We start from the raw sequence: 19,714 nt of genomic DNA, 5'->3' as shown, positions 1-19,714 counted from the left end.
TTGAACAGAAAGTGATGCTAACAGAAGTTATACAGTTTGATGCCAACGCTGAAACAGTCTAATTTTTGTAACAGTATAATTTCTGAAACAACCCTAAGAGTAAAGATTTCTCGATCGAACCCCCCCAATCAGAGAAGGTATCACGCCCTATGGAAGTTAGCGAACTGCTCAACAATTACGAAAAAGGACAAAGAGACTTTGCTGGAGCCGATCTGAGCGGGGCAAACCTCAGCGGAGCAATCTTAATCGGAGTCAACCTTTCGCGCGCTAATCTTTCAGGAGCGAACCTCAGCAGAGCGTTTCTCACCAAAGCAACCCTCAAAGGCGCACTGATGCAAAGAACAAATCTGAGTTTTGCCAAAATGGGCGAAACCAAACTCTCAGGCGCAGATTTGACAAAAGCTAATTTGAGCGGAGCTTTTTTGGTCAAAGCAAAAATGCCCAGGGTAAAGTTAAGCGGCGCAACTTTAACCGGCGCCAACCTGCGGAGTGCTGTGTTGTGGAATGCCAATTTGTGCAGCGCCGACTTGCAATTAGTTAACTTGCTGGGCGCGAACCTCACCGGAGCTAATTTTAAATGGGCAAACCTTTACGGTGCCAAGCTCAACAGTGCAAAACTTTTTGGTGCTCAATTAACTGGAGTCAGCCTGCGGCGAGCGCAGTTGACAGGCGTGAATCTCTGTGGTGCAGATTTGAGCGGAGTCAACGTCAGCGAAGCTAAATTGATGGGAGCTAATTTGGAAGGCTCGAATTTGGCGGGAGCGAATTTCAGCGCGGCTCAGTTGCGGGGAGTGAAGTTGGCGGGAGCAAACTTAACCGGCGCTAAGTTTAGGGGAAGTTGTTTGAAAGGGGCAAATTTGAATTGGGCAAAGCTGTGTCAAGCAGATTTGATGGCGGCCGATTTGAGCGAGGCGACGTTAATAGGAGCTAATTTAGATAATGCTTTGTTGGCGGGAGCTATTTTGCCGGAATCTACTAGGCGCTACTTTTCCTTAGCTGGGGCGTGCAAAGTCAATTCTTGGGAAGTTACGGAAGTTAAGAATGGGTGATTGTTCAGTTGACAGTTGACAGTTGACAGTTGACAGTTGACAGATGAAGGCGACCTCTACCTCTAAGGAAGAGGATTGGGGTAATGAATTATCTTCTTTTATCTTTTAATTTATCCTGATCGGGGAGAGGCTTTAAACCATTTTTTTATGGTAATTTGTAATTTGTAATCGGTAATTTGTAATTTGTAATATCAAATCTGTTAACATCTGATCTAAAATCCTTATGAGTGTTAATTTTGGGGTGGTGCTGGTAACTGCTGAATCGGAGGCGGAGGCGGAAAATATCGCTAAATCTCTAGTTGAACACAGGCTGGCTGCTTGTGTAAGTTTGTCTCCGATTCGCTCTATTTATACTTGGCAAGGCGAGATTCATTCCGAGTCGGAGTGGCAGTTGGTGATTAAAACAGATTTGGCTAAATTTGAGGCTTTAAAAATAAAAGTTCAGGAACTCCATTCCTATGAAGTTCCCGAAATTATTGCGATTCCCATTATTGCTGCCAGTGAGGCTTATCTCGATTGGATTGCACAATCTTTAGGTTCGTAGCGAGGACGAAGACTCCTAATTTATCCACGCATCAAGACGGACTGAAGTCCGCACTACAAACGAAAAAATAAAGGTTCGTAGTCAGGACTTTAGTCGTTGATTATCCACGCATCAAGACGGACTGAAGTCCGCACTACAAACGAAAAAACAAAGGTTCGTAGTGAGGACTTTAGTCCTGCATTATCCACGCAGCACAAAAACGGACTGAAGGGGAGCATCTCATTTTTGCAAAAAGCATTTTTTTTACAGTGCGAGCGTCCCCTTTTTTTACAGTGCGAGCGTCCCCTTTTTTTACAGTGCGAGCGTCCCCTTTTTTTACAGTGCGAGCGTCCCCTTTTTTTACAGTGCGAGCGTCCCCGCTCGCGTGCTATACAAAGCACGCGAGCGGGGACGCTCGCACTACAAATGCAAAACTGAAATGCTCCCGACTGAAGTCCTTACTACAAACGATCGCAAACCTACTAATTTTGACTGCTAGGGCCAATGACGCCGACTTTGTGGCGAAAACTTAGTTCGCCGCCGAACCAGCCTGTAACGCCCAGCAAACTTGCAACGACGATCGACAAAACTAAACCTGTAAAGACGATCGGCTCAGCCGGATTTCCTTGTCGCAACACCAGGTTAATCAGCGAAAGTACCATAGCCGCCACATTGCCGCCCATGTGCAACCAGCCAGCACTGCGATCGCGCACTCTTTTAATTCTTGCAAAATCTAAAAAGCCCGTGATTGCGGCCAAAATCCCCGCAGCAAAACCTGCACCAATTAGCCAAACCGAAGCTCTCGCCCAAAACGGATCGCTTGTCAGCCAATAACCGATATCCGTGCCCGCGGCCCCGACTAAAAAGGCTACCGGAAAAGTGACGATTACGGGGTGAAGGGGATGGCCTGCAACTGAAACTGTACTGGTAATGCCGGCATCGCGATACTCTCTGTCGTCACTTTCTAGAATCGGTGGAACATTCGGAAAGGGCGTACTATTTCTTTGATTTGTTTCCATGATTTCTACCGATAAATTTTGTACAAACCAGTTTTTATTGGATTGAACTTAATCCCAAATGCGATCGCCATTTTCGTCAACACGCGCCTGCCGAATTACGTCAGAAATTTCCTCAGCGTCTTTGACGTGGTGCAAAGCTTTCTTTTCCCCGTCCGGTTCATCTACGATGAAATAAGTGGGAACTGTAACTGTATCTCCCGTGATGTCTGGCACGTGGTCAACTGCTAATTGCTGAGCTTTTTCTTCGATGCTTTGCGGTTCGTCGGAAATGCGATCGCCCGGATTGACAGTGCGGCGCATATCTTTGCCCGGTTTGTCGATACTCATAAAACCTCTCTGGTGTTTCTAATTTTTTGCTGCTTCTAATTGCTACTATTGAACGAAAAATCTCCGGTTGCGAGCATCTCCCAAGGGGTGGAAGTTTCTGTTAGGGCGATCGCACCTCAGCTCTTTCTGTAGGTAGATCATTTTTTCAACTAGGGAAACGGCAATGCGGTGTCCTCATCCCCGCACCGGACACGGCAATGCCCTGTCCCTACTTATCAAGAAATTGCTATAAAATCGAAGAATTCGTGAATCCTTCCCTGTGAATTGCCCATGATGAAAAATTACGACTGGATTGTTGTCGGCGGCGGGATTACTGGTGCAGCGCTGAGTTACGAACTCGCAAAAAAAGGTTTTGCTGTGTTGCTTTTAGAACGAGATGCTACCATGCAAAATGCTACTCGTTTTAGTTACGGCGGCTTGGCTTATTGGTCGGGTACGACTGATTTAACTCGGCAATTGTGTGCAGAAGGTATCGAACGTCACCGCAATTTATCGGCGGAATTAGATAGCAATACGGAGTTTCGCGAGTTGGATTTGTTGCTGACAATTGATGCGGGAGTTGAGCCAGAAAAAGTCGCGGCTAATTACGCACACTTTGCGATTCCTCCACAGCTTGTGAGCATTGCAGAAGCTGGGGAGTTGGAACCTTTGTTGAACAAAAGTGCGATCGCCGGAGCTCTAACTGTCCGTCACGGTCACATTTCGCCGACTGCCACAAATCAAGCTTATTGTCAAGGGTTTTTGCGGTTGGGAGGAATTAGAGAAATTGCGGAAGTAACTGGTTTAATAGCAGAAGGAAATCGGATTTCGGGTGTCAAGACGGTAGGCGAAAGTTATGCCTGTAAAAATGCGGTAATTTGTGCTGGAGGTTGGAGTCGTAGTTTGCTAAAAACGGCGGGTATTTCTGTGGGAGTTTATTTTAGTCGTGCTGAGATTTTGGAGACGGCACCTGTGGATTTGAAACTCAGGACTTTGGTGATGCCCGCACTATTAAAACGTTTTGAATTGGAAGCACAATCGAGTAAAATTGAGGTAGATTTTCTTTGGGACGAACCGGGTAAGGAGTTGTTACCGCCGATTTTAGATTCGGGTGCAATTCAATTTAATGACGGGAGTTTGCGGATCGGCCAATTGTCTCGCACTTTGAGCGATTTGAACGCGAAAGTCGATCGCAAAACCAGCGAAACCGCAATTCGTGCAGGTATCGGCAAGGTTTTGCCAGATGCGGCAGATTTACCGGCAACTTGGCACGATTGTATTGTGGCATTTAGCGCTGATAGGTTTCCCGTAGTGGGGGAAATTCGCGATCGCCCTGGATTGCACGTTTTTTCTGGTTTGAGCAATCCGTTGGCGATCGTACCTGCTTTGGCTGAGCGATTTGCTAATAGGGCGGCGGAAGAAAAAGATTGGGCGATCGAGATTTTATCTCCGGATAGATTTGCTGAAAAATGACCGCCATCAACCTGTTTGTAGTGAGGACTTTAGTCCTCATAAAAATCAGAGGACTAAAGTCCTCACTACAAACCAATTTAATTGTGGGTAATTGACCGGACATAATATGACTAATGACCAATAACTAAAAAAGGCAGCGCCACAATAAATGTAGTACCTTTACCGATCGCACTTTCCACACTTATTGTACCGCCATGCAGGTCAACTATGTGTTTGACAATGCAGAGTCCCAAACCCGAACCTTTAATCTTGCCTACATTCGCACCTCGTTCAAACTGCTGAAAGAGTTTTTCTTCATATCCCGCTGTCATCCCAATTCCCTCATCTCGAACGCAAAATATTATTTGCTGGTTTTCGCAGCTTAATTCTAAACTAATAGAACCGCCATTGGGAGAATATTTTATAGCGTTTGAAAGCAAATTAGTCAGCAATTGGTGCAGCAGTTTTGTGTCAAGATTGGCGTGGAGTGGCTCTGTTTGGGCGAGGAAAGTTACAAGGTGTTTGTCGGTGACGATCGGTTGCAGTTCTTCTAAAATAGATGTGCAGAACTCTGTCACATTTAGCTCATTTAAATTCAAGGAAAGTTTGCCTGCTTCTGCTTTGCTGAGCATTAAAATATCGTCCAGCAATTCACTCATATTGCTGACGGCTTTTTTAATGCGATTGACATTTTTATTTGTTGTTCCTGGCGATATTTTCAAATCGCTATCTTCCAGCATTTCAGCCGAGAGCTGTATGGTAGTCAAAGGAGTGTTTAAATCGTGGTATGCCATTGAAACAAATCGCGTTCTATTTTCGCTTTTCGCTGCTGCTAGTGCCATGAGTTTTTGCATTTCAACGGCTTCTTGATGTTTACTCAGCGCTATCTTGATGGTAGCGTGCATTTCTCTTTCTTTAAACGGTTTGAGGAGGTAGCCATAAGAACCAGTATTTTCTGCTCGCTGCAAAGTTTCATCGTCGGCATAAGCAGTTGTATAGATAATGGGGATATCTAATTGTTGATGAATTATTGCTGCTGTTGCTATGCCGTCAATCTCGCCTTTGATTACTATATCCATTAAAATTAAATCTGGTTTGAGTTCGCCTGCGCGATGGATGGCATCGGCTCCTGAAGAAACAACATCGGCGATTTTATATCCAAATTTTTCTAATCTTTGAGATAAGTTCTTAGCGATCAATAGCTCGTCTTCTACAATTAAAATATTAATATTATTAATTTTTTGCTCTGGAAAATTCATGATTTTAGAACCTTTGCGAGTAAATTAACTCGTTAAATACTAAGTGAAAGGCTGTGCCGATTTCTCTTGACATTTCGATGGTTCCTTCTAACTGCTCGGTTAAAGTACAGACAACTTGAAAGCCCATCGAGTTAGTTTTCCTAAAATCTATGTTTTCAGGAAAGCCAATCCCGTTGTCCTTAACGAAGAGGTGGATTTCCCGATCGCCAGTCTGATAGCATTGTACACTAACTGTACCGCTCGTATCGTGAGGAAAAGCGTGTTTCAGGGTATTTGAAACCAATTCATTAGCAATTAAGCCGCAGGGAGTAGCAGTCTCAATATTTAGGGAGATTTGTTCAGCTAATACCTGCAACTGAATGCGGTTGTCACTTATATTGTAAGACTGAAACAAGTTACTGACCAAATCTTCTAGATATTCGCCAAAATTAATTTTTGCCAGGTTAGTCGATCGGTACAGTTTCTCGTGAATCAGAGCCATAGAGTAGAGGCGGTTCTGACTTTCTTCAAACATTTTGGCTATTTGGGGGTCGGCAACCGTGTTAGATTGCAATTCTAACAGGCTGGCAACTACGCAGAGGTTGTTTTTAACGCGGTGGTGAATCTCTTTGAGCAAAATTTCTTTTTCTTTGAGGGAATTTTTTAAATTTGCCTCCGCTTGGAAGCGATCGCTCAGTTCAGCTTGCAGTTGCTGGTAAAGTAGAGATTGCTGAATGGCGATCGCCAATTGATTCACCAACTGCTGAAATAAATTCATTTCCCATTCTTGCCACTCCCGGGGCCCATCGCACTGGTGCGCGATTAGCAATCCCCAAAGTTGGCTGTGCTGAATAATTGGGACTGCTAACTTAGCCCTAACTTCAATTTGTTGCAGAAATTCCATCATACAAGGTGTAATGGAGGGGTCATCTAGCTCGGAAATTGCACAAATTCGTCCTTGCAAATAAAGCTGATAACATTCGGTAGGAAAAACCTCTCGGCCAAAAAATCTATCTATCAGCCGACTGCATCCTTCTACCACCGCTTCAGCAATGACTCGACCGCCAATTTCGGGTAAAATTTGATATACCAAAACTCGATCGACTAACAAGACTTGCTGGAGTTCGGCAACCGTGGTGTTGAGAATTTCCTCTAATTGCAAAGATTGGCGGACGCGACGGGCGATCGCCTCCACCAGCCGTTCTTGCTCAAACTGCTGCCGCAAAGCTATTTCAGCGCATTTAGAATTGCTGATATCGGCGGCGTAACCAATAATTTCGATCGGAATGCCCCTGCTGTCAACCAATAGTTTCAGTTCTGTCCGCAGCCAGCGATACATTCCATTTTTATGCAAAAAGCGGTACTCGTAAATGCAATTTTTACCCTCGGACAAAGCAGAAAAGTTTACTATAAATTGTGGCAGATCTTCAGCGTGAATCCTGCCCGACCAAAAGTTAGAATCTGCTAACACTTCTTGCGGCTCGTAGCCAACGATTGTCTGAACGTTGTCGCTGATGTAAGTAATACAAAATTTCCCCGCCGCAGCGGCAGTAAAAATTACCGCAGGATTAGAAGCAAGTAAAAATTGCAGGCGTTCTTTTAACTGCTGCAATTCCATTTCTGCGCGCTTGCGGTAACTGATATCTTCGATCGCCGCCATGCTGTAGAGAGGAAGGCCCTCGCCATCCCGAATCAGCGTCACCGTCATGTTTGCCCACATCAGCTCGCCATTTTTCTTAATCAGGCGTTTTTCCATTTGAAAGCGAGGAATATTGCCCTCGACCAACTGCTTGACTTGCTCGACATCTGCTGGTAAATCTTCCTGGTGGGTGACATCAGCGAAACTCATTACCGCCCAATCCTCATCGCTGTAGCCCAACATCTGGCGGTAAGCTTCATTCACCTCGATCGTGCGGTAATCGTGCACGCTTGCCAAACCGATCGCAATTGGAGCATCGTCAAACAAATTGCGAAACTTTTCCTCACTCTTTTGCAGTGCAGCTTCTGCCTGTTTGCGAGCAGTAATGTCTCGCGCTACCCACATCACCCGATCGACTCCCAGCGGCGAAATACTGCCATCAAACCAGATTAACTTGCCCTCAATTTGCATGCTGTATTCAACTCTGTGGGTTTCCCCAGATGCCAAGGTTTGGTGAATGTGGCCGAGGACAAAATTAGCTTCGGCTTCTGGGAAGATTTCGGCGAGGGTTTTGCCTAGCACTTCATTAGCCCGTTTGTACAGCAATTGGGGAGGCGTGGGGGCGACTTTGAGGTAGCGGCCGCTGGCGTCGAAAACTAGCACGATATCCGTCATGCCATTAAACAGCGCCAGCAGTTCAGCTTCCGAGTTTTGCAGTTTTTCTGCGGTCAATTTGCGATCGGTAATGTCGGTGTCAGTCCCGATCAGTCGGTAGGTTTTGCCGTCGGGCGATCGAACCGCAGTCCCGCGGGCAAACATCCAGCAGTTGCTACCGTCTTTGCGGAGCATCCGGTGTTCGACTTCAAAAATTTCTGTCACACCCTCTAGATAAGCAGAGACTGCTGCCCCGACGGCAACTCGATCGTCCGGGTGAACCAGAGATCCCCAATGTTCCATGCAGTTGGGAATCTCTGCGTCTTGATAGCCCAACAAAGCTTTTAAAGACGGATCGACGTAGATTTCGTCGGTTTCCAAATTCCAGTCCCAAACCCCCACTTTGCCCGCCGATACTGCCAGTTCGTAAAATTTAGTGCGCTGCTGGACTCGCAGTTCTAACTCTGCATTGAGTTGCTGCAAAGCGATTTCTGCTTGTTTGCGATCGGTGACATCCCGACCGGCAGCTTGATACTCCACAATTTCTCCGTTTGCATCGAAGATAGCCCGATCGATCCACTGCTGCCAACGAATTTCCCCGCTCGGCAAAATTACTCGGTGTTCGCAAGTAAACACAGGCTTTTCCGCAGACAGAGAAGCATATTGTTCTTGAAAAATTTCTCGGTCTACTTCTGGGATCAGTGGCATAAAACTGTTACCGAGCAAGTCTTCTGGTTGCACGCCGAAATAGCGACAGTAAGCTTGATTGACAAATGTGAATTTGCCGTCGGGGAGGTAGCGGCAAATCAGTTCGCTTTGGTCTTGCACAATCGCCCGGTAGCGCGCCTCGCTCTCCCGCAGGGCATTTTCGGCGTTTTGGCGATCGCTGACTTGTTTTTCGATTTCTGACTTACTTTCTAAGAGTTCACACTGTTTTTGCTGAAGTTTGACAACTTCTTGCTGCAACATTTTAACGAGGCTGTAAATTTCTGGGTGAATCCTTTCTGCGGTGACTAAACCTACTGGCTGACCCCGTTCACCTACAATTGGCAAACAATCGATCGAGTATTGACAAAATAGCTTAAATGCGGTAAAAATATCTGTAAATTCTGATTCTTTTAAGACAACTAAATTCCGCGTCATGGCGACGGAAACTTTCATTTCTTGCCATCCGTATGTGGTGGCTAAGTTCAGCAGATCTGCCAACCTTAGCAATCCGACTAGCTGATTTTCCTCGACCACTAAGATGCAACTAATTGATGCTGTTACCGTTTCGTTTGAGTGTGCAGGTGAATTCGGTAGCGGACAAGCGTCCATCGCCAGACGGATTAGGGCGATCGCATCTGGGAGGGAAGTTGAGGGCGAAACTGTCACAGGATGGCGATCGACAAATTCTAAGGGCGATCGTAAATTTACCGACAAATTAGCAAGTTCCATAAATCTTGGTCAAAAAGTATTCCTAATTAACTTTAGCAACACTTTTAGTCATCAGCTTGACGACTAATCACTGATGACTGATGACTGATGACTAATGACTGATGACTGCTGACTGCTGACTGCTGACTCCTGTTCGCGAGTTATATGAGTTGGGAGTATCTCAGTTTTCATTTATAGTGCTGTCCCCGCTCGCGTATTCTACAATACGCGAGCTCTTGCGTGCTCGCACTATAATAAAAAAATCCTTTTTACAAACATGAGATGCTGCCTATGAGTTCGCACTATGTCAACTGTCAACTGTCAACTGTCGTCAACTGTCAACTGTCAACTGTCAACTGTCAACTGTCAACTGTCAACTGTCAACTGTCAACTGTCAACTGTCAACTGTCAACTGTCAACTGTCAACTGCCAACTTATTTTTTACCAACAAGCAGATAAGTTTTCATACCCCCTTTACCTTTAACTTCAATAGTTCCGCGCCCTTCCAGCAAATATTTGTCTTTCAATAAGTCATAAGTAGTTTCACTGACTTGAATCCGCCAAGGCAAACCATGAGATTCCATGCGGGAAGCGATATTTACCGTATCGCCCCACAAATCGTAAATAAACTTTTTGATGCCAATCACTCCGGCAACAACCGGGCCGCTGTGGATGCCGATGCGGATGCTAAAATATTTCTTATTCAGACCATTAAACCGAGCTATCTCTTTTTGCATATCTAGAGCCATTTGGGCGATCGCCTCTGCATGGTCTGCCCGAGGGTAGGGCAGCCCTCCTACCGCCATGTATGCGTCGCCGATGGTCTTGATTTTCTCTAGGCCGTGCTGCTCGCACAACATATCGAATCCTGAGAAAATCTTATTCAGGAGCTCCACGAGGTCGATCGGATTCATCACAGAAGACAAAGCTGTAAACCCCACAATATCAGCAAACAAAACAGTCACTTCGGGAAAATATTCAGCAATAGTCGTTTCGTTTTGTTTGAGTCGTTCTGCTATTGCCACGGGCAAGATATTTAACAACAGATTTTCCGATTTTTCTTGTTCTTCCCGCAGGGCATCTTCTGCTTGCTTGCGTTCCGTAATATCGTGGTAACTCCAGACTCTACCGATAATTTTATCTCCCAGCCGCTGCGGTTCCGAATGGCGTTCAAAAAATCTGCCGTCTTCAAATTCCAACAAGTCAAAACTTTCGGCTTCTGGCTGGTCGTAAAGCGATTCTATTCTCTCTTGGAATGCTTGCGGGTCTTTGAGTTGGTTCTGCACAAAGGCGATCGTTGTTGCGTCGTCTCGCAGCGCCATCACGTCGCTAGGTACCCCCCACATTTCCACAAATTCTCGATTGAAAGTAACTATTTTTCCGCTCCTATCAATAGCTAAAATACCGTCAGCAGTAGAATCAAAAGTTGCTTGCAGCAAGGAAGCAGATTTTGCTAGAGCATCTTCCGCCATCTTGCGAGCAGTAATGTCTCGCAAAATAGCGCGAATCGCTACTAAAGAACCTTCCAAAAACTTACAGTTTATGCTACCTTCCAGCAAAATTTGTTCGTGATTCTTAGTAATAAATATTATCTGAATAGAGTGGGGATAAAAAGTATTTTCATTGACAGCTTTTTTAGTAATAACTTGACATAATATCTCCATCGACTCTGGGGAACTGTTGGGATGAATGATATCAAAAACAGTCATTTGAGCAATTTCGGCTTCGCTGTAGCCCAGAGTTTCCCGCCAAGCCCGATTTACATACAAAAAATGACCGTCAGCTCCAATACTTTGAATTAAGTCAGTAGCATTTTCAAATAAGTCTCGTAATTGTTCTTCGCTTTCCCGCAAAGCTATTTCCGCTTGCTTGCGCTTAATAAATTGACCGAGTTGGCTGCCGATTGTTGCCATTGTCTGGAGCAATTCTTCATCCAAATACTGCACTTCGCGGCTAAAAAAAGTCATCACCCCCAACACAGAGCTTTCAGAATTTTCCTGCTCGTAGTCCCCCAAAATTGGGAAGCCAAAAGCTCCGTGCAGTCGTTCTTCTACGCCAATTTCTCTGCTAATAAAAATTTCGCTTTCTGTTACATCCGCAATCCACTGAGACGAACCGCTGCCCCAAATGAGACCCGACAATCCTTCCCCGAATCCACAGATCATTTGTTCGGCAGATTCGGCAAATTTGGGGATGGAAACTGAGCCTTTTGTCCAACAGGCGACGCACCGCAGCAAATTGGGGTCGGAAATCGCAGTTATTCTCTTACTTCCTAACAGCAGTTTTTCCCCAGCTTCCGGCGGCATCCAAAGTTCGGCAGTATCCCACCCCAAACTGTCGCAAATTGCGGGGAGAATTGCTTCTAGAGCTTTTTTGATTGTTTCGGATGTAGAGAGGATGTGAGTGGTGACGTACTGAGCTACTTTTCGCTTGCGGGCTCGCTGTCTGTATGTCATGTCGCGGCCGATGTACACAAAATCTTGGAGGGCCGTAGAAGTTGCAGAAAAACTTTTCATGTCACTTGGAATCGGCGTACAGGAAAAGGAAACTGTCAGCTTTTCTCCGGTTTTTGCGGTGCAAATTACTTCAGTATTAGTTTGAGATTGTTGAGGCGACTCTTGGCTGACTGCTTGCAAAGATGCGCCCTCAGCAGTAAGGGTGTCTATTTGCTGACCTACTAATTCCGATTCGCTATAACCGAACAAATCTTGAGCCGCTTGATTGACTTTTTTGATTTTTCCCGAGGCCGTTGTCACCAACAAAACTTCGGCCATGGAAGTAATAATTTTTTCAACATAATTATTAGTAGCGGCTAAGGTACTCAATAAAATATTCATTTCATTGGTAGCTTGAACTAGAGTTTGTTCCAAACCCATCCTGTCGGTTACGTCTTCAAAAAATACAATTAATCTCTGCTCGCTATCGTCATTGCTGAACTCGACGATATACATATCAAAATAAAGCCGCGAGCCATTTTCTAATACTCGCGTCATCGCTTTTAATTCAAAATTTGGCAACCGCCCTTCAAAAATATCGATTAAAATTTCTTCAGTTCCCAGGAATTCGGGAAAGGGAATGCGGACATCGTTTCCGGTAACTACTTCCTCGGGACAGTCGGCAAACCGCTGCACGTTGAGAGATGTCTCTGCGATAAGAAAGTCTTGATCCAGTGCTAGGTACTCCAAGTGGTGGGGAACCAACAATTTATTTAACAGGGTTGTCATGTTGGATTTTGTAGTGGTGAACGTGCCCTCAGTTCGTGATAGTCATTAGTCATTAGTCATTGGTCATTGGTCATTGGTCATTAGTCATTGCTCGATTTGATGAATCTGGCACCTTGAAGTTTTGTCTAAAGTTTTGGAATAGACCAGCCAAGGTCGCTTACGTGGCACGGTACCCATTTTTGGGCGGGTCATTCCCAAATCGGAAAATCGAAAAATGGAAAATGGAAAATCGTATTATAACGGTTCTCAAGCGTGGTGAGGTATGCCCTATGCCTATGCCCTATGCCCTATGCCCAATTCCCAATTCCCAAATCGTATTACCTCTGTTTTGCAAATGGAATTGTGACTACAAAGGTAGTGCCTAACCCTGTGTCGCTGGAAAATTCGATTTGACCTCCGTGCAGGTCTACACACTGTTTAACTATGGATAAACCCAGTCCTGTACCAGGTATTTTTCCGACATTTTGGGCCCGGTAATAAGATTCAAACAGTTGTTCTTGGTCTTCTATAGGAATGCCAATGCCCGCATCTTTTATTTTAAATATAGCTTCTTCATGACGACAATTTAATTGAAAATCAATATAGCTGTCGATCGGCGAATATTTTACAGCATTTGACAGCAAGTTTGTCAAGATGTGCCGCAGCAATTTGGCATCCAGTGCGGGCGAGTATTCTGTTGCCTCCGACTCCGGAGCGGTTTTTTTCCCAGGCGCAATAGATTTTCTGCAAACAAAATTAATTTTATGATTTTGTCCGTAGCTAATTTTTATTGATTCTACTAACTCGCTACAAAATTTTCGCAAGTCAAGTGGTGCGGGATTGAATTGGAGTTTTCCAGCTTCGGCGCTGCTGAGCAACCGCACGTCATCTAATAGCTGAGCCATGTGTTTAGATGCTGATTTAACGTGTTCGAGGTATTCTTGTTTTTCCGCTTGGGTAATTTCGTCCCCATATTCTTTGAGAATTTGAGTAGCAAATAATACTGTATTTAAAGGATTGCCGAATTCGTGAGCCAGCATCGAGAAAAAACGAGATTTAAGCTGTCTGAGTTCTTGCTCTTTTACCAGAGAGCGACGAATTTCCATGTCTTCTTGCTTGCGTTCTGTGATGTCTCTGCCGATATATATGAAATCATAAAGTCCGTCTAATTCTGTCTGAATTGCCGAGCAGGAAAATTCTACCCAAATTTCTTCTCCCGATTTAGTAGTGCAGACTACTTCCAATTCTCTGAGCAGCTCTTTTTGAGACAAAATATAGCGGTGGCGACCTTGGTAAAGCAATGTTTCTTCGACTACTATGATGGAGAGAGGCTGGTCGATTAATTCTGCTTCGCTGTACCCAAATAACCATTGTGCCGATTGATTGACTGTTTTGATAATTCCTAATGTTGTTGTCACCAACAAAGCATCGCCCATGGAGCGAATCACTTTATCTATATAATCTTTTGAAGCGGCTAAGGCGCTCAGCAAAAGATTAGCTTCATTCGCTCTCTGAATCAAGGATTGCTTCATCACCATTTTTTCGGTGGCATCTTCAATCAAAATTAGCAAATTACTTGCCATATCTTGTTCGTTTTCATGTTCTATCGCCAACATATCGAAGTATAAAGGGCGGTTGTTGTCGGCAAACCGAGCGATACCTTTGAGTTCAAAACTCGGCCGCCTTCCCATCACGATCGACATGAGGATATTTTCAATTCCAATCAGTTCGGGAAAACAGATGCGAGCATCTGTACCGGGGAGCGCGTCACCCGGAGTATCGGCATAATTCTGCACTTCGGCAGAGGTTTCCTGAATGATGAAATTGTGATTTACTATTAGATACTCTGTTTGTCGCGGACCCAGGAGCTTTCTAAAAAGGGGGTTCATACTGTTCGATAATTATTGGTGGACATATCCAGACACTCGTTCTTTTTTGAGTATGTTTTCAGGCATAGCTGTAACCATCTTTCCTGTGAACTGTTGTGCAATATTCCGGGTGTATCTCACTTGGGAAGAGGGCGAAGCATGACCGCATATAAGTTATTAGTTATAATCCCATATTGACTACGGTCATGCTTCGCCCCTACGGATATATTTGCTTGCATTGAGATGCACCCAATATTCCGGGAGCATCTCAGTTTTGCATTTACAGTGCTGTCCCCGCTCGCGTGCTTGTACAAGCACGCGAGCGGGGACAGCACTACCATAAAAAATGCTTCTTGCAAAACTGAGATGCTCCCAATGTTTTCTACTACTCGCTTGAGGAGCAGTGTGAACGGATAGCGCCGAAACACCGAAGCCTTGCCCGAATCTAAAAGTTTTCTGGCGTGACTGGGATGAACCGGATTCATCGGTTTTTTGTTGGCATCAATGAGAAAAACGTAGTTTGACATCTTCTGTCAGCCTTATTTCTAAGTAATGTTTGCCTCGGAAATGTTGAAAGAGCTTGTTGGGAGTGCAACACGCGGATCTGTATGTAATTAATCCGTTCCTTAATAGCAATCGACAGAGCTACAAACTGGCGTTCATCTGTAGGTGTCATGACTCAAACAACGTAGGTCTTATCCTGTTCCTGCACGTTCGCAGCATCTACCCAATGCAGGCTCTGTTTGGGTAGATGTGGGTATACATCTACGAACGGTTCATACTTGTTCTACCATTGTGTAAGCTAGTTTGTGAAAAATTTCGTCAACGTCTTTGCCGGTTTTAGCCGATGTGGTATAAACTGCTATTACTTTGTCTTGACCGATTGAGTGGGAGATTTCCACTAGCAGTGCCAATTTTTCTTCGTCAATCAAGTCTACTTTGTTCAAAGCGACGATTATTGATCCTTTGGGATTGACTGAAGAAAACAGCTTAACGTGTTCGGAGATTCGCTCAACTGTTTCGGAGCGGCTGACATCGGCAACGATTAAAACGCCGCTAGCTCCTTGTAAGTAAGTCGGTGCGATTCCTTTGAATTTTGTATGTCCTTCTAAGTCCCAAATCAGCAACTGTGCGGTGACACTTTCCGGGTGTTTGGTGTTTTCTAATGCGATACTTTTGCGGGAAATTTTTACTCCGACGGTGGAGAGGTACTCGTCGCTGAATTGCCGATCGACAAAACGGCGGATCAGACTGGTTTTACCGACGCCAAAGTCGCCGATCATGCACATTTTTTTAGATATAGTAACTGACATAATTATTTGCTGTTTACGATCTTAGTTATTGGTTCAAATAGCACGCATCTGCTTAAAAGTAGCGGTTGATTGGGTTCCACGCCGGGGGGAGGATTTTGACTGCCAACCGCCAGGAGGCGCTTCGGATTGGCACCTTGCCGCAGCAAAGCATCTCGCACTGCTGTGGCACGCTGGAGCGACAACCGTTGATTGATGACAAGTTCCCCAGTGCGATCGCTGTGTCCAATTATCTTAATCTGTTTTTGAGGATATTGATCCATGAAACTTTTAACACTGGCGATAATTTCTTCTGATGCTGAGTCTAATGTTGTCGTTCCTTGGTCGAAGTAGATGCGGGTGGCAATTTTAAGCGGATCTAGTTTCACAGTGCTAACGACTGACTCAACGCCGGGAATTTGCTTCAGGGACTGAGCAATTTTCTGTGAATCGACAGCCTCCATGACTGTCCCCTCTACTGTAACTTTGCGATCGCCATACCGACTAGAAATAGAAACACCCGACAAGCGGTTCAAAACAGCGGTGATCCGCTGCACCTCACCCGCCGTCAACACGGGATCTGGAGGTACATCTACAGCGACAATTTGATTGTCTAATTTCAGATTTGGTGCAGTTGAGGCGGCTATTTTGGCGGCTTTTTCCCGCAATTCTGGATTTGGCAAATTTCCGGTTAACTTGAGAGTGTTGCCCTCCACGTCGGCGTTTAAGCGGTAAACCGCTAATTCTGGGGTCGAGGCTAAAGCTAAAGCGGCATTTGTTGCCAGGGGGCGGTCAATGCTCCGGCGGTGCTGATAAATTACCCAAGGTGTTGAGATTAAGGTTAGCGCTGCGATCGTCACCCCGATCAGCACGAAGGGGGGTTTTTTTGATTTTTCCCTTTCCACCGGGTCGAATAAACTTTGGATGAACGGGTGCACAGAGTCCGGTATAGTACCGGGATCGCCGTTAAACTCGTGAATTAATTTAGCGTAATTAAGGATCAGATTAGTAAGTGTTTGCCGGAGTTTGTTAATGAACGACTGTGGCGGTTCTCCTTTAATCACGACTGCCATGTAGCAGTATCCCGCTACTTCTAACATAATTTTTGAGTCGCCGTATTCAATTAGATTGAGTTCAGAAATTTCTCCGGGCTGAACGATGCATTCGTTCACAAAGCTGCGAATAGCTGTGAGCATTCCTGCTACCATTTCCGCTTCTAACTGGTAATTGCCTGCGGGGTGTTGAACTTCGGAAATTACCAAGCCAGATGCCTTGTGAATTAACAATGCTGCTTGGACGGTAAAAGGTATTGATTCTCTGAGGATTAATTCAGCTTCGGAGACTCCTTGTACTTGGGAGCGAATTTTGCGCCCAACTCCTTCCATGCTTAAGCTATTTGAGACTTTTTCGTTGATAGTTTTAATAGCTTCTGCCATGTATTTAGAGATCGTACTGCCAATGACGGGATAGAGAGCATCCACCATAGAGTCGCGTTCGAGGGCGATTTGGGCTGTAATGGCTTTGCCCATTTCCGGGGCGAGGGCTTGGGCGATCGACTCTTGATCGAGGCGAATTTGCTCTTTTATCGCCAAACCCATTTCTGGGGCGATCGCCCGAGCAATATCCGCTGGCGAATTTTCTATTTGTTGAGCAAGTGCGTCGGGCAGCAACTCACCTATCGCCGAACTCATTGCTTGCCTGTTTTCCACAGTTTTAGCCCTAATCACTTCATCAATAATTGGGACTATCGCATTAACAACTTCTTCTCTGGAATCGGCAATTTTGCGGCTGAGAATTTCTGCGATCCAAGGCAGCATTAGGGCGATCAGCTCTTGTGGATCGTAGATTTGGTGTTCCAGTTTTTCTAATTTAGAGTCGATGCTTGCTAGCAGATTGCACACCCCCGGCAAATCAGTTTCTGCTAGGAGATTTTTGAGTTGCTCGATATCTGACATTTGCGAGCCAAAAATCAGATTTTGCAGCCTTCCCATCGCGCTGTCGGCTTCATTGAATTCTTGTTTAATATCGCCTATGATTTCCGATCGCTGCGATAGTGGTATCGGCTGTTCTTGCGACTCTCGGTTCGGTTCAATTGATGCCACACTTGCATCTGCATATATTTTTTGTGATGGCTGCGAAAGTCCGGACACTGAGGAATTCGGATCGGTTGCTGCGGGTGGCGCCAGAGTTTGGGGAATGGGCGAATTCTCTACAGCGGTGTCAGCAGAATCCTGGGATTTTTCGCGCTGTACGTACTGGGGAGAATCGGAAATTGTTAAGTCAGGGAATGCTTGTAGCGAGGGTGATTCTCTCTCCAAATCCGAAACATCTGCGGAAACATCTATAGTTTTAGCTGAGGAATAGTTTCTTTCCAGTTCAGAAGTGTTGAGTTTGTGAGTAGCGAACAGCAAATTGTGGGACTCGTCTGCAACAGCCGGGGAAGCAGTAGAATCGGGTTGGCAAGAGCCAGTTTCTGGCACGGCTGCAATTTCCTCTGGCTGTGCGGAGGAAATACCTAACAAATCCATCAACCCGCCGAGTGCTCCAGCTTGACTATTTTTGCCGCTGCTGTCAGCTTCGGGTTCGGAATTGTGCTGCGCTGCAATTTCCTGTGGCTGTGCGGAGGAAATACTTAACAAATCCATCAACCCGCCGAGGGTTCCAGCTTGACTGTTTTTGCCGCTGCTGCTAGCAGCTTCGGGTTCGGGATTTTGCTGCGCTGCAATTTCCTCTGGCTGTGCGGAGGAAATACTTAACAAATCGATCGACCCGCCGAGGGCCCCAGCTTGACCGTTTTTGCCGCTGCTGTCAGCTTCGGACTCGGGATTTTGCTGCTTTGAACCAGCAATAATTTTGAGATCGAATAACAGAGTCAACAAGGGGTCTAGCTGGGTTGCTGCCGAGGCAGCAGACTCGTCAGGTTTAGAAACAAAACCCTCTAGCTGATTTTCAACTTCTGGATTTTCTTTCGGTAAAGCCATGCGTTATTATCCGTGATGGTGGCGCTCCGGCAACAAAAATTCGTTATTTGACTTATTATCAGCAACGCCTTTAAGTTCGGGCACAAATTCTGTTCCTTTGAGTCTCATTCCTAGTTCAAACAGAATTTCTGCCATGTCATCTCTGGAAACTTTAACATCTCTGAGCATGGAAAAGCGTCGGTCTAGTTCTTCAAAAACCTGTGTTTTCAAAGTGCGGGTTTCTTCGGAGAGTCGCTCTCTGGTTTGGGAGAGTTCGTCGCGAATGGAACTGGTTTGATTGTCGATCGCCTCGTCGAGGGCTTCGATGGTGCTAGAGCATTTGCGGTTAACGCGATCGATTTGCTGTCGGAGGTCAGCACTTTCTTCTTGCGTATTTAAGGTGAGCGATTTAACTTTCTTTTCTAACGAATCAACTGCCGCCCTCATTTCTGTGGACAGAACTGTTTTCACTTGTTCGATGCGAGCGTGCATATCTTGCTGCATCATCGACAAGTCGGAATCTATTTTGTCGAAACGATTGTCGTATTCTCTAAGCTGCGCCCCGAAAATTATATCGCGAATCTGGTCAATATTTCCCAGGCGTTCGCGCATTTCTTCTTTAGTTATTTCGGCCATGATCTTACCTCGAATCTCCGAAAATTGTGAGTTTAAGAACTGTACTATATTTTTTGTTAAACTGCTAGTCGAACGGTTTGAGCAGGGTCAAAAGACGTGCTGCTGACTTTTACTGCGATCGTTGACAGTTGTCAGATACAGGGGCTTTTTGACTGGGGACAGCTCGACTTTTAGATACTCCCTCCCCGAAAGTCGGGGATGAGATTCTTGAGAAGTTTAACTGTAAATCTCCTGAAATTCAGGTTCTTGGAGGCAATCATCAGAGCCACAACGAGGCTCCCCAAAATAGCGGTTTGCTATTCTTGCCTTGCCGCAAGCTCAGAGGAGCGCAGACATTCCTCCAGACAGCAAGGTAGGTTGTAAGCTGCTACACAAAACTTAGCTAAACTTTCTCAAGTCTCACTATTCAATCAAGATTGCTCTTGAAGGGTCTGCTTCCTGCTTCACCCAAGGGAGTCGGCT

At 45.4% G+C, this 19,714-nt stretch carries 13 protein-coding genes; 3 read left to right on the top strand and 10 right to left on the bottom strand.

Annotated elements, in window-relative coordinates; genetic code table 11:
* Positions 1–149: 149 nt before the first annotated feature.
* Together JGK11_RS27535 and cutA are read left to right on the top strand one after the other, a co-directional pair.
* The gene (locus tag JGK11_RS27535; RefSeq protein WP_293185778.1) at positions 150–1,049 is read left to right on the top strand and encodes a pentapeptide repeat-containing protein; all 900 of its coding nucleotides are present in this window, start codon (positions 150–152) and stop codon (positions 1,047–1,049) included.
* Between the two features lie 223 nt (positions 1,050–1,272).
* The gene (cutA, locus tag JGK11_RS27530) at positions 1,273–1,593 is read left to right on the top strand and encodes a divalent-cation tolerance protein CutA (protein ID WP_293185780.1); all 321 of its coding nucleotides are present in this window, start codon (positions 1,273–1,275) and stop codon (positions 1,591–1,593) included.
* 461 nt (positions 1,594–2,054) lie between these two features.
* On the opposite strand, the gene JGK11_RS27525 is transcribed toward cutA, so the two are convergent.
* Positions 2,055–2,591, bottom strand: a complete 537-nt coding sequence (locus JGK11_RS27525) for a DUF2231 domain-containing protein (protein ID WP_293185781.1) — start codon at positions 2,589–2,591, stop codon at positions 2,055–2,057.
* Positions 2,592–2,639: 48 nt separating this feature from the next.
* Positions 2,640–2,918 (bottom strand): hypothetical protein, encoded by a 279-nt coding sequence (locus tag JGK11_RS27520; RefSeq protein WP_293185782.1) that lies wholly within the window; start codon positions 2,916–2,918, stop codon positions 2,640–2,642.
* A gap of 270 nt (positions 2,919–3,188) precedes the next feature.
* Here JGK11_RS27520 and JGK11_RS27515 point away from each other — a divergent pair, with 270 nt between their 5' ends.
* Complete coding sequence (locus JGK11_RS27515) at positions 3,189–4,370, top strand: FAD-binding oxidoreductase (RefSeq protein ID WP_366054068.1); 1,182 nt, start codon at positions 3,189–3,191, stop codon at positions 4,368–4,370.
* 110 nt (positions 4,371–4,480) lie between these two features.
* Here the strand turns inward: JGK11_RS27515 and JGK11_RS27510 are convergent, their stop codons facing one another.
* From JGK11_RS27510 to JGK11_RS27475, 8 genes are all read right to left on the bottom strand, one after another.
* Positions 4,481–5,608 (bottom strand): ATP-binding protein, encoded by a 1,128-nt coding sequence (locus JGK11_RS27510; RefSeq protein ID WP_293185783.1) that lies wholly within the window; start codon positions 5,606–5,608, stop codon positions 4,481–4,483.
* Between the two features lie 4 nt (positions 5,609–5,612).
* Positions 5,613–9,317, bottom strand: coding sequence for a PAS domain S-box protein (locus JGK11_RS27505; protein WP_293213701.1), 3,705 nt, complete (start codon positions 9,315–9,317; stop codon positions 5,613–5,615).
* A gap of 413 nt (positions 9,318–9,730) precedes the next feature.
* Positions 9,731–12,520: an adenylate/guanylate cyclase domain-containing protein gene (locus JGK11_RS27500; protein ID WP_293185785.1), complete on the bottom strand. Its 2,790-nt coding sequence runs from the start codon at positions 12,518–12,520 to the stop codon at positions 9,731–9,733.
* Between the two features lie 317 nt (positions 12,521–12,837).
* On the bottom strand, positions 12,838–14,295 hold the full coding sequence (locus JGK11_RS27495) for a PAS domain-containing sensor histidine kinase (protein ID WP_293193608.1): 1,458 nt from the start codon (positions 14,293–14,295) through the stop codon (positions 12,838–12,840).
* 209 nt (positions 14,296–14,504) lie between these two features.
* Positions 14,505–14,894: an RRXRR domain-containing protein gene (locus JGK11_RS27490; RefSeq protein ID WP_293185787.1), complete on the bottom strand. Its 390-nt coding sequence runs from the start codon at positions 14,892–14,894 to the stop codon at positions 14,505–14,507.
* Positions 14,895–15,143: 249 nt separating this feature from the next.
* Positions 15,144–15,680, bottom strand: coding sequence for a Rab family GTPase (locus JGK11_RS27485; protein WP_293185788.1), 537 nt, complete (start codon positions 15,678–15,680; stop codon positions 15,144–15,146).
* A gap of 2 nt (positions 15,681–15,682) precedes the next feature.
* Complete coding sequence (locus JGK11_RS27480) at positions 15,683–18,637, bottom strand: OmpA family protein (RefSeq protein ID WP_293185789.1); 2,955 nt, start codon at positions 18,635–18,637, stop codon at positions 15,683–15,685.
* A gap of 6 nt (positions 18,638–18,643) precedes the next feature.
* A complete protein-coding gene (locus tag JGK11_RS27475; RefSeq protein ID WP_293155138.1) occupies positions 18,644–19,252 on the bottom strand; it encodes a hypothetical protein in 609 nt (202 codons plus the stop codon).
* Between the last annotated feature and the right edge of the window lie 462 nt (positions 19,253–19,714).

Source organism: Microcoleus sp. PH2017_34_RAT_O_A, from assembly GCF_020737885.1.
GTDB lineage: Bacteria > Cyanobacteriota > Cyanobacteriia > Cyanobacteriales > Microcoleaceae > Microcoleus.
This window is presented reverse-complemented; position numbering and strand designations above follow the sequence as displayed.

Coding starts and splice junctions, on each gene's coding strand:
- JGK11_RS27510 (WP_293185783.1), bottom strand. CDS start 5,608: ATGAATTTTCCAGAGCAAAAAATTAATAATATTAATATTTTAATTGTA.
- JGK11_RS27475 (WP_293155138.1), bottom strand. CDS start 19,252: ATGGCCGAAATAACTAAAGAAGAAATGCGCGAACGCCTGGGAAATATT.
- JGK11_RS27505 (WP_293213701.1), bottom strand. CDS start 9,317: ATGGAACTTGCTAATTTGTCGGTAAATTTACGATCGCCCTTAGAATTT.
- JGK11_RS27480 (WP_293185789.1), bottom strand. CDS start 18,637: ATGGCTTTACCGAAAGAAAATCCAGAAGTTGAAAATCAGCTAGAGGGT.
- JGK11_RS27535 (WP_293185778.1), top strand. CDS start 150: ATGGAAGTTAGCGAACTGCTCAACAATTACGAAAAAGGACAAAGAGAC.
- JGK11_RS27490 (WP_293185787.1), bottom strand. CDS start 14,894: ATGTCAAACTACGTTTTTCTCATTGATGCCAACAAAAAACCGATGAAT.
- JGK11_RS27485 (WP_293185788.1), bottom strand. CDS start 15,680: ATGTCAGTTACTATATCTAAAAAAATGTGCATGATCGGCGACTTTGGC.
- cutA (WP_293185780.1), top strand. CDS start 1,273: ATGAGTGTTAATTTTGGGGTGGTGCTGGTAACTGCTGAATCGGAGGCG.
- JGK11_RS27515 (WP_366054068.1), top strand. CDS start 3,189: ATGATGAAAAATTACGACTGGATTGTTGTCGGCGGCGGGATTACTGGT.
- JGK11_RS27500 (WP_293185785.1), bottom strand. CDS start 12,520: ATGACAACCCTGTTAAATAAATTGTTGGTTCCCCACCACTTGGAGTAC.
- JGK11_RS27520 (WP_293185782.1), bottom strand. CDS start 2,918: ATGAGTATCGACAAACCGGGCAAAGATATGCGCCGCACTGTCAATCCG.
- JGK11_RS27525 (WP_293185781.1), bottom strand. CDS start 2,591: ATGGAAACAAATCAAAGAAATAGTACGCCCTTTCCGAATGTTCCACCG.